Here is a 14,530-nt window from a genome sequence, read left to right as displayed (position 1 = left end):
ATTCGGGTCGCGGGGACGCGCCGGCCCGGTCGGGGCGGGACACGTCGGCCGATCGGGGTTCGGGCCTCTCGTCACAGGGACGGGGCGAAGAACCGCCGTACGACGCGCTCCGCCGCGTGCCCGTCGTCGTACGGGCAGAACCGCTCCCGGAACGCGGTGCGCAGCGCGGACGCCTCCGGTGACCGCCACTCCCCCGTCCGGAAGACGTCGGCCAGCTCCGCCGGGGTGGTGGTGACGGGGCCGGGGGTGTCGCCGGGCCGTCCGGAGAGCAGGTCGAAGTACGTCCCGCGCGTCGCCCGGTAGGCGGCCCAGTCGGGTGCGTGGACGACGATCGGGCGGTCCAGACAGGCGTAGTCGAAGACCAGGGAGGAGTAGTCGGCGATCAACGCGTCGGCGGCCAGGCACAGTTCCTCGACCCGGGGATGCCCGGTGACGTCGACGACCCGACCCGCGCCCCTCGCACCGACTTCGGCGGACCGCCCGTAGAAGTAGTGGGCGCGGACCAACACCACGTACCGCGAGCCCAGTTCGCGCGCCAGCCGCTCCACATCGAGATCCGGTACGAAGCCGTCGCGGTAGTCGCGGTGGGTCGGAGCGTGGAGCAGGACGATCTGCCCCTCGGCGATGCCCAGTTCGGCGCGGATCGCCGCGATCCTGGCGGCGGTGGCGGTGAAGTAGGCGTCGTTGCGGGGGTAACCGACGTCGAGCCGTTCGTACGCGCCCGGGTAGACGCGGTCCCAGACCTCGGTGCTGTGCGGGTTGGCGGAGAGGCTGAAGTCCCACTGATCGACATGGGCGAGGACCCTGGCGAAGTCGGTCTTCCGGGCGAGCGCGGGGTACGCGCGCTGGTCCAGCCCCATGGTCTTGAGCGGGGTCCCGTGATGGGTCTGGAGATAACGCTGTCCGGGCCGCTTGGTGAAGCCGCCGGGGAAGCTGGAGTTGTTGACCAGATAGGTGGCGGTGGCCATGGCCCGCCAGTAGGCACGCGAGCCCTCGATGACGTACGGCACGCCCGGCTCCAGCCGGTCGCGGTGCCGGGAGGAGACGACCCACACGCCCCGCACCCGCGGGACCAGTTCGCGGGCCTTGGCGTGGATCGCCGCGGGGTTGCAGGCGACGCCCCGGTTCCAGTACGCCCCGTAGACGGCGAGGTCCGGGTCGAGCGGGCGGTGCAGGTCGGTGCGGTAGGCGGCCCGCATGGCCTGGCGACGCACGAACCGCTTCACGGAAGCTCGGGTGGGCATGGCAGCCGAGCGTAATGGCGGGTCGGGACGGCCGAGGAGCCGCGTTCACCCGTTCGGGTCAGCGCCGGTGACCCCGGGACCCGCCCCCTGTTGACCAGGACATGAAGCCACCACTGCCACCCCTCCTCAGCGTCGTCGTCCCCGTCCACAACGTCGAGGCCTACCTCGGGGACTGCCTGCGGTCGGTGGCGGACCAGACCCTCGAAGCGATCGAGGTGGTCATGGTCGACGACGGTTCCACGGACGGCAGCGCCCGGATCGCGGCGGAGTTCGCCGCCCGGGACAGCCGCTTCCGGCTGGTGCGACAGCGGAACGCCGGTCTGAGCGCCGCCCGCAACACCGGCGTCCGGCACACCACCCCCACCGTCCCCTATCTGGCGTTCGCCGACAGCGACGACGTCGTCGTGCACGACGCGTACGAGCGGATGACGGCCTCGCTGGAGGCGACCGGTTCCGATCTGGTGACCGGCAACGTGTGGCGGCTGACCGCGCAGGGGCGGCAGCAGGCGTGGCAGTACCGCTGGCTGACGGCCACCCGGCCCGGCACCCACATCACCCGGGACCCTCGCCTGCTGGCCGACCGGGTGGCGTGGAACAAGGTGTTCCGCCGCTCGTTCTGGGACGCGCACGGCTTCGCCTTCCCCGTGGGCAAGCTGTACGAGGACACCCCGGTGATGATCCCCGCGCACCATCTCGCCCGGTCCGTCGACGTCCTGCACGAGCACGTCTACTACTGGCGGGTGCGGGAGGGCTCGATCACCCGGCGGCGTACGGACGTCACGGGCGTACGGGACCGGATCGCCGCGTGCGAGCAGGTCAGCGCGTTCCTGGGCGGCCGGGACGCGGCACAGCGGCGGGCGTACGACACGTCCTGCCTGCGGGACGACTTCGGGTACTTCCTGGACGGCCTGCCCATGGGCGGCGAGGCGTACCGGGCGGCGTTCCTGGAGGGCGCGGGGACCTTCGTCGACCGGGCGGGACCCGGCGCGCTGGAGGGGCTGCCGGTGGAGCTGCGCATCAAGTGGTCGCTGGTGCGGGAGCGGCGCCTGGTGGAGCTGCTGGCGGTCCTCGCCTTCGAGCGGGCCAACGGGGCGGGCACGTTCGCGGTCGAGGGGCCCCCGGGGCGGCGGCGGGCGGTGTACCCCGGGGTGCGCGGCGCGAGCGCCCGGCTCGCGCGCACGGACGTGCCCGCCGTTGCGCGGCTGCTGGAGGCGCGCTGGGGCGCGGACGGGAGGCTGCGGCTGCGCGGGTACGCGTATCTGCGCAACCTCCCCGCCGCCTCCGCCCGGCAGCGGCTCACGGTGGGGATGGTCCGGGCGGAGCGGGGCCGGCAGGTGCGGCCGGTGCCGGTGCGCTCCGTGTGCACGCCCGAGGCGACGGTGAACTCCGGTCAGGAGCTGCACGGCTACGACCACGCGGGCTTCGAGATGGTCCTCGACCCGGACCGGCTGCCCGCGACGGCGGACGGCGGCGGCTGGCTGGTCGGCCTGGTCCTCGCCGCACCCGGGACGGTACGCCGGGTGGCGGTGCGCGCGCCGGACGCGGGGGCGGACCAGCCGCTCGTCCACGACCTGGGCGACGGGCGGCGGGCGGTGCTCGACTACCGGGGCGGGCGGCTCCGACTGACCGTGTCGCGCCTGCAAGCACGGGCCGAGGGGCACCGGACCGCCGGGGCGGAGGGGGCCCCGCTGGAACTCACGGGCCGGTACTTCGGCGCGAGCGGGAACAGGCCGACGGCACTGGTCCTGACGCGCGAGGGGGCCGATGGGCCCGAGGGGACAGGTGGGGGTGCGGAGCGCTCCTGCCCGGTGGAGTACGAGGAGAGCGCCGGGAACGGTGGGCCGGACGGGGCCCGTGCGGAGGGCGGGGGCAGGGAGCCCGGCGGAGCCGGGCCGGACGGGGTCGGGTTCACGGTGCGGGTGCCGCTCGCCGACCTAGCCGGCGCCCCGCCCGCCCCGCACCGGGCCCCCCGCGAGGTCGAGACGGCGGGCGGGCAGCGCTGGCGGGTCCGGCTGCTGCTCGCCGACGGCGCCCGCGTCCCGCTGCCCGCCGCCCCGGAACTGCCGCCGCCCGCGTACGCGGACCCGGCGGGCGACCTGGTGCTGGACCTGGCGGCGCCTCCGTACGCGGACCGGGTGGAGTACACGCCGGAGGGGGGTCTGCGCGTCTCGGGGACGTACGGGGGCCCCGCTCCGGGGACGTACGGTCCGCCCGCGCCGGGGACGGCGACCGCGCCGGCCGGCCGGCTCGTCCTGCGCCACGAGATGCTGCACGAGACGGTCCCGGTCGCGGGGACCTTCGCGGAGCCCGCCACGGCAAGCATCGCGGGGACCGGCGCGGAACCCCTCGCGGGAAGCACCGCAGGCACCCCCGGCACCCCCGGCACCACAAGCACCGCAGGCACCCCCGGCACCGCAGGCACCGCAGGCACCGCAGGCACCGGCGCAGAATCGACCGCAACAGAGGCACTCGCGGGCCGGTTCTCCGCGCTGATCGCCCCGCCGCTCCCGGAAGGCCGCTGGGAGGTCCGCCTGGCCGACCGGCCCGTACGCGTCCTCGGCTCCGCCGCCCGGCAGCTCCCCCGCGGCGGAGCCGAGAGCGCCCTGCGTCCGGAGCGGCGGCACGGCGACCGGCTGTCCGTCGTCGCGGGGCCGGACGCGCAAGCGGCGGCTGCCGGGCGGAGCGCGTACGGCAGGCGCCTCCTGCGCGCCGCGCACTACCGCGACGGGCGCACGCTCCTCCCGCTCCGCGACACCGTCCTCTACGCGGGCGGCGACTCCCCGCGCGCCGTCCACGCCGAGCTCGTACGCCGGGGCACGGAGACCGAGCACCTGTGGGTCACCGGTACCACCCCCGGCCGCACCACCCACGTCCCACCCGGCGCGCGAGCCGTCCCCGTGCACAGCGCCGCCTGGTACGAGGCGCTGGCTCGCTCCCGCCGGATCGTCACGGACGAACAGCTGCCCGAGTGGTTCGAGCGGCGGCCGGGGCAGACGGTCGTCCAGACCTGGCACGGCACGCCGCTCGGCCGCTTCGGCGGCTGCCTGGCCGACACCCTCTACGCCGACCACCAACATCTCGCCACCCTGCCTAGGCGGTCGGCCCAGTGGTCGGTTCTGGTCTCCCCGAGCCGCTTCGCGACCCCGTGGCTGCGCCGGTCGCTGGGGTACGAGGGGGAGGTGCTGGAGGCCGGGTCGCCCGCCAACGACGTGCTGTTCCGGCCGGACCGGGACAAGGCCGCCGAGGAGGTCCGGCGCGTCCTCGGCATCCCGGAGGACCACCGCGTCGTGCTGCACGCCCCGACCTACCGCGACCACCTGGCCCATCCCCCGGCCGCGTCCGCCGACCGCACGGCCCCCGGCCCGTACCGCTGGGACCCGGCACTCGACCCCGCCGCCCTGGCCCGAGCGCTCGGCCCCGGCCACACGGTGCTGGTGCGCCGCCACCCCCGGGTCACCGGCAGCGTCCCGGCCGGGCCCGGCGTGCTCGACGTCTCGCACCACCCGGGGGCGGCCGGGCTGCTCCTGATCGCCGACGTCCTGGTCACGGACTACGCGGGGCTGATGTTCGACTTCGCACTGACGGGCCGGCCGATGCTCTTCCACACGTACGACCTGGAGCACTACCGCGACACCGTGCGCGGCTTCTGCCTGGACTTCGAGACCCGGGCGCCGGGGCCGCTGCTGGTCACGACGGACGAGGTGGCCCAGGCGCTGCGCGACACCGGGTCGCTGGCGGCCCGGCACGCCGACGCCTACGAGAGCTTCCGCCGCGACTACTGCGATCTGGACGACGGCGGCGCGGCGGCCCGGGTCGCGGACCGGCTGCTGGCGGACACGGCCTGAGGCCTTCGGGAAGCCGGGGCCCGGAATCCCCCGGACGGGTGGCGGCGGGGAGAGCGGGCCCGCCGCACGGAACCCATGAGGCGTGCCCCTCTTCTCCGCTGCTTCCTCCGCCCCGTCCCCCGGTGCCCCGCCCGCCGACCTCCCGCCCGCCACGACCGGAGGCGACGGGGCCGACGGAACGGCCCGGCCGCCGCTGTGGCTGCCGTCGCCGTACCTCGTGCTGGGCGGCCTGCTGTGGGCGGTGCTGTCGGCGGCGGCCTGGCAGGCTCCGCTCTGCTGCGAGGCGGGGCTCCAGGCGGCGGTCGTCGAACGGCTGCGGGTGAACCTGCTGCACCCGGCGTTCCCCATGACCGACCTGCCCGCCGTGGCGAGCGCGCACTACTCGCCGTACGCACTGCTCCAGGGACTGGCCGCCCGCGCCACCGGGCTCTCGGGCCCGTCCGTCGTCGCGGTGGCCGCGTCGGTGAACCTGCTGCTCCTGCTCACCGGGATCGGCCGGCTCACCCGGCTGCTGACCCCGAACCGCTGGGTTCCGGTTCTCCTGCTGGTGCCCCTGGCCCTGATCCACTGGGCGGATCCCGCCCGTTGGAGCGCGCCGAGCACGTTCGCGGTCGCGGTCACCCTGCACCTGTGGGCGTGGACCGGCCGCGCGGCCGCCCGGACCGCCCGTCCCGGTGATCCGAAGCCCGGCCGGACGCCCCGGTGGGCGGAGGCGGCCGGGATCGGCGTACTGCTCGGGCTCGTCCTGCTGGTACACCCGCCGACGGCGATCGGCGCGGCGATCGGGTGCGTCGCCCTGATCGCGGTCCGGACGCGGACCCGGATCCGGCCGACCGTGCGGCGGTGGGCGTTCGCCGTCGTGTGCGCGGTGGCCGTCGCGGCGCTGTGGCCGTACTACAACGGGCTGACCGCCCCGCGCACCCCCGCCGAGGGCCGGACCACGGGCCCGCCGGCGGCCGAGGGGGTGCGCGCGGCCGGGGAGCCGTACGCCTGGGCGACCGCGTACGTGCCGCCGGGCGAGGTGGTCCTGACGGACAGCCGCCCGGCGATGTACGCGCTGGCCGGGCACGGGGCGTACGTGCTGGCCGACGCGCTGCCGGACGCTGGTCTCGCGCGCGCGGAGCGGCGGGAGCGGAGCCGGGCGGTGGCCGCCTACCTCGACGCGTCGACCCCGCAGGCCCGGCGGGACGGGATCACCGCCCGCTACGGGGTGCGGTGGCTGCTGCTGACCCGCTTCCAGCGCCTGCCCGAGAACGCGACGATGCTGGCGTTCAGCCCGGCCACGGGCGAGGTGCTGGCACGGGTACCGGCGGGCTGAGCGTCTTCAGACCTACTGGAGGTCCAGATGCGCCTGAGCGTTCAGACGTACCTGAGGGCCGGCCGCGCCTGAGCGTTCAGCCGTGCCTGAGTGCGGCGACAGCAGAGGCGGCCAGATCGTCCAGGTAGCCCTTGGGCAGTTCCCCGCGGACCACGACGAGCCGCCAGTACAACGGCCCGACGATCAGATCGAGCGCCCGGTCGGGGTCACTGCCCTCGGGTAGTTCTCCCCGGGCCACCGCCTCCCTCACGACCACGGCGGCGACGCCCTGCTGCTGGTCCAGGAGCGCGGCCTTGATCGCCTCGGAGATCTCCGGATTGCGGGCCGCCTCGACCAGCAGATCCGGGATGACCTGCGAGGCGACCGGGTGGCGCAGGGCGTACGCGGCCAGTTCCAGGACGGCGCGCACATCCCCGTACAACGAACCGGTGGCCGGGGCGGGCATTCCCTGCGCGGCGACGGCCGCGACCAGGTCGAGGACGAGCGCCAGCTTGGACTTCCAGCGACGGTAGACCGCGGTCTTGCCGACGCCCGCACGCCGGGCGATGCCCTCGATGGACATCCGGGCGAACCCCACCGCGGCGAGTTCCTCGAAGACGGCGGCGCGGATGGCGTCGGTCACATCCTCACGCAGGACGGCGGCGCCTGCGGGGGCGCGGCGGCGGGTTCCCCGTTCGGTGGTCATGGCCCGCATGATAGTCGGCCGCGACGAAACGGTTGCGTTGCGACGTAGAAGCGCCCTACTCTCAGCGTCACGACGATACGGTCCCGTCCCAACGAGGGCGTCCCCACGGGACCGTATCGTTCCGTCGCCGTATCGCCCCGCCGTCCCACCGTCCTCCGGCGCTCCGGCGCTCCGACGGTGTCCCCCTCCCGCTTCCATCGAAAGCGATCGTTCGTGGTGAGCCAGACAGCAGCTCCGCCGTCCCCGATGAGCGCCCCCGCCCAGGACGTCCCCACCTACGCACCCGGCGAGCTGGCCGCCCTGGCAGCCCGACACGGCCTGACGGTCAGCGGCGCCCGGCCCTCGCTGCCCTCCTACATCCGGCAGCTGTGGGGGCGGCGGCACTTCATCGCCGCGTTCGCGACGGCCAAGCTGACCGCGCAGTACAGCCAGGCGAAGCTCGGCCAGATCTGGCAGATCATGACGCCGCTGCTGAACGCGACGGTCTACTACTTCATCTTCGGCGTCCTGATGAACACCAAGCACGGGGTGGAGGACTTCGTCCCGTTCCTGGTCACCGGGGTCTTCATCTGGACGTTCACCGCCAGCTCGATCACCGCGGGCACGCGGGCGATCAGCGGCAACATCGGCCTGGTGCGGGCCCTCCACTTCCCGCGCGCCTCACTGCCCGTGGCCCTCGCCCTCCAGCAGTTGCAGCAACTGCTGTTCTCACTCGGCGCGCTGACCGTGATCCTGCTGGTGTTCGGCCAGTACCCTCGCCCGTCCTGGCTGCTGGCCGTCCCGGCGCTCGCGCTCCAGGCGGTGTTCAACACCGGGGTGTCGATGGCCGTGTCCCGGCTGACGGCGAAGACCCCGGACATCGCGCAGCTGACGCCGTTCGTGCTGCGGACCTGGATGTACTCCTCCGGCGTGATGTGGAGCCTGGACCACCTGCTCAAGGGGGAACGGGTGCCGCACGCGGTGATGGTGGCGCTGGAGTACAACCCGGCGGCGCTCTTCATCAACCTCATGCGGTACGCGCTCATCGACAGCTACACCTGGGCGCAGCTGCCTCCGTTCGCATGGGCGGTAGCGGCGGGCTGGGCCCTGCTGTGCGGAGTGGCCGGATTCGTGTACTTCTGGAAGGCCGAGGAGACCTACGGACGTGGCTGACCTCAAGGATTCCCCCCGGGACGACCGGGTCCCGACGGTCGTCGTCGACGACGTCCACATCACGTACACGGTCAATGGCGCCCGCACGGGCAAGGGCAGCGCCACCTCCGCGCTCAGCCGGCTCACCACCCGGCGCCGTACCCCCGGCGCACGCCAGGTGCACGCCGTGAAAGGCGTCAGCTTCGCCGCGTACAAGGGCGAGGCGATCGGCCTGATCGGCTCCAACGGCTCGGGCAAGTCGACGCTGCTCAAGGCGGTCGCGGGTCTGCTCCCCCCGACCCGGGGCAGGGTCCACACCCAGGGCCAGCCGTCGCTGCTCGGCGTGAACGCGGCACTGATGGGCGACCTGACCGGCGAGCGCAACGTCGTACTGGGCGGACTCGCGATGGGCATGACGCGCGAACAGATCCGCGAACGCTACGACGGAATCGTCGACTTCTCCGGCATCAACGAGAAGGGCGACTTCATCACGCTGCCGATGCGCACGTACTCCTCGGGCATGGGCGCGAGGCTCCGCTTCTCCATCGCGGCGGCCAAGAGCCACGACGTCCTGCTGATCGACGAGGCGCTGTCCACGGGCGACGCGAAGTTCCAGCGCCGCAGCAAGGACCGCATCAAGGAACTGCGCGCCGAGGCGGGCACGGTCTTCCTGGTCAGCCACAGCAACAAATCGATCACCGAGACCTGCGACCGGGCCCTGTGGCTGGAGGCGGGCACGCTGAGGATGGACGGCCCGGCAAAGGAAGTAGTGGCAGCCTACGAGGCCTTCACCAAACGAAAATAACCAAGCCACCCGCCACCCCAGCCCGCCTACACCCCAAGCCGCCCGGCCACCCCCAGCCGACCCAGCACTTGAGAACATCGTTCCCAGCCCGCCCGGCCACCCCCAGCCCACCCGACGCTTGAGGGCACCTCCCCACCGCCTCGCACCACCCCAGCCCGCCCGGCCACCCCCAGCACGCCCGGCGCTTAAGGGCACCCTTTCTCAGCCCGCCCGGCCACCCCCGCCCGGCGCTTGAGGGCATCCTTTCCAGCCCGTCCGGCGCTTGAGGACATCTGTTTCAGCCCGTCCGGCGCTTGAGGACGAACCCCCACGCCGAGGGGGCCGGCACCACCACACGGCACCGGCCCCCACAGACGTACGAGAACCCCTACGCGTGCGTACGCAACAACGTCCGCATCGTCCGCATGGCCACCGACAGATTCGCCAGATCGAACGCGTCCGACCCCTGGATCTCCTCCAGCGTCGACCGCGACCGGGCAAGAATCGCCGCGTTCTTCGACTCCCACGCCCGGAACCGCTCCTCCGGCGTGGCCGACCCGTTCCCCACGCTCAGCACGTCCGAGGTGAGCGCCGCGTGCGCCGCGTACAGGTCCTCACGGATGGAGGCGCGGGCCATGGACTGCCAGCGGTCGGCCCGCGGCAGCTCGATGATCCGGTCCATCAGCTGGGTGATCCGCAGCCGGTCCGCGAGGTCGTAGTAGACCTCGGCGACCTCCAGCGGATCCCGGCCCGTACGGTCGGCGATGGCCACGATGTCCAGCGCCGGGAAGGCGGAGGAGAAGCCGGCCACCCGGACCGCCAGCTCGTCCGGGACGCCGGCGCTCGTCAGCTCGTCCAGGATCGAGTGGTACCAGTCCAGGTCCGCGCCCTTGACCAGCTTGGGCAGCTCGTCCCAGACCCGCGCGACGCCGTCCCGGAAGCTCCGAATCGTCTCCGCGATGGCGACGGGCTGCGGCCGGTTGCCCAGCAGCCAGCGCGAACCGCGCTCGACCAGGCGCCGCGAGTGCAGCCGGATCCGGGTCTGGACGTCGGCGGCGACCTTGTTGTCGAGCGCCTCGACCGCGTCCCACACCCGGGACAGGCCGAAGATCTCACGGGCCGTGAACTGAGCCCGCACGATCTCCTCGATCGACGCCCCGGTCTCCTCCCGCAGCCGGTGCAGGAAGGTCGAACCGGCGGTGTTGACCGTGTCGTTGACCAGGACCGTCGTGATGATCTCGCGCCGCAGCGCATGCCCGTCGACCGCCTCGGGGAACCGCTCGCGCAACTCGCTCGGGAAGTAGGCGTGCACCAGCTCCTGCAGGTGCGGGTCGTCCGGCAGGACGGTGGAGATCAGCTCGTCCGCCGTCGTGATCTTGGTGTAGGCGATGAGCACGGCCAGCTCGGGCTGGCTCAGCCCCTTCTCGTTGCTGAGCAGCTCCCGGATGTGCCGGTCGGCGGGCAGGAACTCCAGCGCCCGGTCGAGTGCGCCGTCGCGCTCCAGGCGGCGCATGAAGCGCTGCTGGGCGTGGAGCAGCGAGGGCGCCTGGGCGGAGGCGTTGGAGAGCGCGACGTTCTGCGCGTAGTTGTTGCGCAGGACGAGCACGCCGACCTCGTCGGTCATGTCGGCGAGCAGCTTGTTGCGCTGCTTGACGGTCATGTCGCCGTCCCGGACCAGACCGTTCAGCAGGATCTTGATGTTCACCTCGTGGTCGGAGGTGTCCACACCGGCGCTGTTGTCGATCGCGTCGGTGTTGATCCGGCCGCCGCTGCGGGCGAACTCGATCCGGCCGAGCTGGGTGGCCCCGAGGTTGCCGCCCTCGCCGACGACCTTGGCCCGCAGGTCCTCGCCGTTGACGCGGATCGCGTCGTTGGCCTTGTCGCCGACGTCCGCGTTCGACTCGGAGACGGCCTTGATGTACGTGCCGATGCCGCCGTTCCACACCAGGTCGACGGGGGCCTTGAGGATGGTCTGCATCAGGTCGGCGGGCGTCATCTTGCTCACCGACGGGTCGATGCCGAGCGCCTCGCGGACGTGCGAGTTGAGCGGGATCGACTTGGCGCTGCGCGGGTGGATCCCGCCGCCCGCCGAGAGCAGGCCCGTGTCGTAGTCGGCCCAGGAGCTGCGGGGCAGGTCGAAGAGCCGGCACCGCTCGGCGTACGAGGTGGCGGCGTCCGGGTTCGGGTCGATGAAGATGTGCCGGTGGTCGAAGGCGGCGACGAGGCGGATGTGCTCGGAGAGCAGCATCCCGTTGCCGAACACGTCGCCGGACATGTCGCCGACGCCGACGACGGTGAAGTCCTCGGTCTGGGTGTCGTGGCCCAGCTCGCGGAAGTGCCGCTTGACGGACTCCCAGGCGCCCCGGGCGGTGATGCCCATGCCCTTGTGGTCGTAGCCGGCCGAGCCGCCGGAGGCGAACGCGTCGCCGAGCCAGAAGCCGTACGCGACGGCGACCTCGTTGGCGATGTCGGAGAAGCTCGCGGTGCCCTTGTCCGCGGCGACGACGAGGTAGGTGTCGTCCTCGTCGTGCCGGACGACGTCGGCGGGCGGCACGACCTCGCCGGCCACCATGTTGTCGGTGATGTCGAGCAGCGCGGAGATGAACGTGCGGTACGCGGCGATGCCCTCCGCGAACCAGGCGTCGCGGTCCACCGACGGGTCCGGGAGCTGCTTGGCGACGAAGCCGCCCTTGGCGCCGACGGGCACGATGACGGTGTTCTTCACCATCTGCGCCTTGACCAGTCCGAGGATCTCCGTACGGAAGTCCTCACGCCGGTCCGACCAGCGCAGCCCGCCTCGGGCCACCTTGCCGAAGCGCAGGTGGACGCCCTCCACACGCGGCGAGTAGACCCAGATCTCGTACGCCGGCCGGGGCGCGGGCAGGTCAGGGATGGCCTGCGGGTCGAACTTCATCGAGACGTACGAATGCGGCGTGCCGCTCTCCGTGCGCCGGCCCCCCTGGTCGCTTCCCTCACTCGCGTTCTGGAAGAAGTTCGTCCGCAGGGTGGCCTTGATGACGGTGAGGAAGGACCGCAGGATCCGGTCCTCGTCGAGCGAGGCGACCTGGTCCAGGGCCCCCTCCAGCTCCTCCAGGAGCCCGTCGGTCAGCTCGGTGCCGGCGCTCTGGCGGCCGGGCGACATGCGGGCCTCGAAGAGCGAGACGAGCAGCCGGGTGGTGTGGACGTTGTTGCGGAGGGTGGACTCCATGTAGTCCTGGCTGAAGGTCGACCCGGCCTGCCGCAGGTACTTCGCGTAGGCGCGCAGCACCATGGCCTGCCGCCAGTTCAGCCCGGCGCCGAGGACCAGCGCGTTGAAGCCGTCGTTCTCCGCCTCGCCCTTCCAGACGGCGGAGAACGCCTCCTGGAAGCGAGCGCGGGCGTCGTCGGCGAGGTAGCCGCCGTTGCCGTTGGCCAGCGGCATCCGCAGCCCGAAGTCGTAGATCCAGGCGTGGGTGCGGTCCGCGCAGCGCAGCTCGTACGGCCGCTCGTCGACGACCTCGACGCCGAGCTGCTGGAGCGCCGGGAGGACGGCGGAGAGGGAGACCTGCTCGCCGGTCCGGTAGATCTTGAAGCGGCGCTCGCCGGGGCCCGCGCCGACCGGCTCGTACAGGCTGAGGGCGAAGTCCTTCTCGCCCTGCTTGAGGGTCTCCAGGTGGACCAGGTCGGCGACGGCGGCGCGCGGCGAGTGGTCGGCCTTGTAGCCCTCGGGGAACGAGTGGCCGTACTGGCGCTGGAGCTCCGCGCCGCGCTCCTCGCCGAGCTCGGCGTTGAGCGCCTCCTGGAAGCCGTCGGCCCAGGAGCGGGCGGCCTCGACGAGGCGGGCCTCGATGCGGTCGGCGTCGGCGTCCGTCAGGTGCGGCAGCTCGGTGCCGGCCGGGACGCGGATGACGAAGTGCAGCCGGGAGAGGATCGACTCGGTGTTCCAGGCGGTGAAGTCGACGCTGTTGCCGCCGAGTTCCTCCTTGAGGATGTCGATCAGCCGCAGGCGTACGCCGGTGGTGTACCGGTCGCGCGGCAGGTAGACGATCGCGCTGTAGTAGCGCCCGTACTCGTCCTGACGCAGGTAGAGCCGCAGCCGGCGGCGCTCCTGGAGGTAGAGGACGGAGGTCACGATGGAGCGGAGCTGGTCGACGGGCGTCTGGAACAGCTCGTCGCGGGGGTAGGTCTCCAGGATCTGGAGCAGGTCGCGGCCGTCGTGGCTGTTGTACGAGAAGCCCGCGCCCTCGACGACCTCGGCGACCTTGCGGCGGATGACGGGCACCCTGCGCACGGACTCGGTGTAGGCGGCGGAGGAGAAGAGCCCGAGGAAGCGGCGCTCGCCGACGACGTTGCCCTTGGCGTCGAACTTCTTGACGCCGACGTAGTCGAGGTAGCTGGGGCGGTGCACGGTGGCCCGGCTGTTGGCCTTCGTCAGGACGAGGAGCTTGTGCTCGCGGGCCTTGGCGCGGGCGTCGGCGGGCAGCCGGTCGAAGGACGGGCTGACCGGGTGGGCCTCGTCCTCGCTGTGGTGCGGGTCGGACCGCAGGATGCCGAGCCCGGTGCCGGGCACGGCGGCCAGCGCGTCGCTGTCCCTCAGCTCGTACTCGCGGTAGCCGAGGAAGGTGAAGTGGTCGGCGGCCAGCCAGCGCAGCAGCTCGCGGGCCTCCTCGACCTCCTCGTCGGCGAGGTCGTCCAGCGGTTCGCCGGGCAGGTCGTCGGCGATCCGGAGGGCGGCGTCGCGCATCTTCCCCCAGTCCTCGACGGTCTCCCGCACGTCGGACAGGACGCGCAGCAGGTCCGCGGTGATCTGCTGGAGGTCGGCGCGGTCGGTCTCGCGGTCCATCTCGACGTGGATCCAGGACTCGACGAGCGCGTCGTGGGGCAGCTCGGCCTGGGCGTCCTTGGACTTCTTCCGGCCCTGGGAGGCCTTCGGGAGGCCGGGGCCGCCGGAGAGGACCTCGATGAGCTTGCCGGTGACATCGCGGCGGACCGTGACCTGCGGGTGGATCACGACGTGGATGCCGCGCCCCTGCCGGGACAGCTCGTTGGTGACGGAGTCCACCAGGAAGGGCATGTCGTCGGTGACGACCTCCACGACGGAGTGGCTGCAGGTCCAGCCGTTCTCCTCGACGGTCGGGGTGTGCACCCGGACGTTCGCGGTGCCCTGCGGACGGTTCTCGGCCAGCCGGTAGTGCGAGGCGGCGGCGCCGAAGACATCGACCGGGTCACGCCCACCGAGGTCCTCCGGAGCCGTGTGCAGGTAGTAGCGCTGGAGGTAGGCGAGCACCGTGTCCTGACCGGTACGGGCGCTCTCGTCGGCCCCGGCAGCGGAAATCCGCGCCCGGGGGGCACCTCCCGGGCCACCGACACCACCGCCCGGACCGTTCTCAGCTACCTTGGCGGCCCCTGCGAGCAGCTCGGCCTTGGCTTCGTCCAGCTTGGTCTGCATGTCCTCTGGCTCCTGTCGCGCGCCGTTGCGTGACGTAGGTGAGAAAAGCGGCGTACCGCCACGACGCGGGGTTTCCGGTCTGGGTCGACGCTATG

Annotated in this window: 7 protein-coding genes; 4 read left to right on the top strand and 3 right to left on the bottom strand. The window is 72.8% G+C overall.

The genetic code is table 11. The features are described from left to right. Positions 1–71: 71 nt before the first annotated feature. On the bottom strand, positions 72–1,244 hold the full coding sequence (locus AC3CH1_RS22870; protein ID WP_488464642.1) for a CDP-glycerol glycerophosphotransferase family protein: 1,173 nt from the start codon (positions 1,242–1,244) through the stop codon (positions 72–74). Between the two features lie 101 nt (positions 1,245–1,345). On the opposite strand from AC3CH1_RS22870, the gene AC3CH1_RS22865 reads away from it, so the two are divergent. Together AC3CH1_RS22865 and AC3CH1_RS22860 are read left to right on the top strand one after the other, a co-directional pair. Continuing rightward, a complete protein-coding gene (locus AC3CH1_RS22865) occupies positions 1,346–5,089 on the top strand; it encodes a bifunctional glycosyltransferase/CDP-glycerol:glycerophosphate glycerophosphotransferase (RefSeq protein WP_488464641.1) in 3,744 nt (1,247 codons plus the stop codon). Between the two features lie 82 nt (positions 5,090–5,171). Beyond that, positions 5,172–6,407 carry a hypothetical protein gene (locus tag AC3CH1_RS22860; RefSeq protein WP_488464640.1) on the top strand — a complete coding sequence of 412 codons (1,236 nt, stop codon included), beginning with the start codon at positions 5,172–5,174 and terminating at the stop codon, positions 6,405–6,407. A 76-nt stretch (positions 6,408–6,483) separates the two neighbouring features. On the opposite strand, the gene AC3CH1_RS22855 is transcribed toward AC3CH1_RS22860, so the two are convergent. After that, the gene (locus AC3CH1_RS22855; protein WP_031125250.1) at positions 6,484–7,092 is read right to left on the bottom strand and encodes a TetR/AcrR family transcriptional regulator; all 609 of its coding nucleotides are present in this window, start codon (positions 7,090–7,092) and stop codon (positions 6,484–6,486) included. 246 nt (positions 7,093–7,338) lie between these two features. On the opposite strand from AC3CH1_RS22855, the gene AC3CH1_RS22850 reads away from it, so the two are divergent. Then, the gene (locus AC3CH1_RS22850) at positions 7,339–8,244 is read left to right on the top strand and encodes an ABC transporter permease (RefSeq protein ID WP_488464639.1); all 906 of its coding nucleotides are present in this window, start codon (positions 7,339–7,341) and stop codon (positions 8,242–8,244) included. After that, positions 8,237–9,028, top strand: a complete 792-nt coding sequence (locus AC3CH1_RS22845; RefSeq protein WP_488464638.1) for an ABC transporter ATP-binding protein — start codon at positions 8,237–8,239, stop codon at positions 9,026–9,028. Before AC3CH1_RS22850 ends, AC3CH1_RS22845 begins: the two co-directional genes overlap by 8 nt. 367 nt (positions 9,029–9,395) lie before the next feature. Here the strand turns inward: AC3CH1_RS22845 and AC3CH1_RS22840 are convergent, their stop codons facing one another. Next, the gene (locus AC3CH1_RS22840) at positions 9,396–14,435 is read right to left on the bottom strand and encodes an NAD-glutamate dehydrogenase (protein ID WP_488464637.1); all 5,040 of its coding nucleotides are present in this window, start codon (positions 14,433–14,435) and stop codon (positions 9,396–9,398) included. Between the last annotated feature and the right edge of the window lie 95 nt (positions 14,436–14,530).

Source organism: Streptomyces sp. MGP-P1 (genome assembly GCF_057766565.1).
Note: the sequence above shows the minus strand (reverse complement) of the source record. Positions and strands in the feature narration are given on the sequence as shown.

Excerpts from the sequence above, each read along its gene's own strand:
- AC3CH1_RS22855 (WP_031125250.1), bottom strand. The coding sequence starts at position 7,092 with ATGACCACCGAACGGGGAACCCGCCGCCGCGCCCCCGCAGGCGCCGCC.
- AC3CH1_RS22840 (WP_488464637.1), bottom strand. The coding sequence starts at position 14,435 with ATGCAGACCAAGCTGGACGAAGCCAAGGCCGAGCTGCTCGCAGGGGCC.
- AC3CH1_RS22870 (WP_488464642.1), bottom strand. The coding sequence starts at position 1,244 with ATGCCCACCCGAGCTTCCGTGAAGCGGTTCGTGCGTCGCCAGGCCATG.
- AC3CH1_RS22865 (WP_488464641.1), top strand. The coding sequence starts at position 1,346 with ATGAAGCCACCACTGCCACCCCTCCTCAGCGTCGTCGTCCCCGTCCAC.
- AC3CH1_RS22850 (WP_488464639.1), top strand. The coding sequence starts at position 7,339 with ATGAGCGCCCCCGCCCAGGACGTCCCCACCTACGCACCCGGCGAGCTG.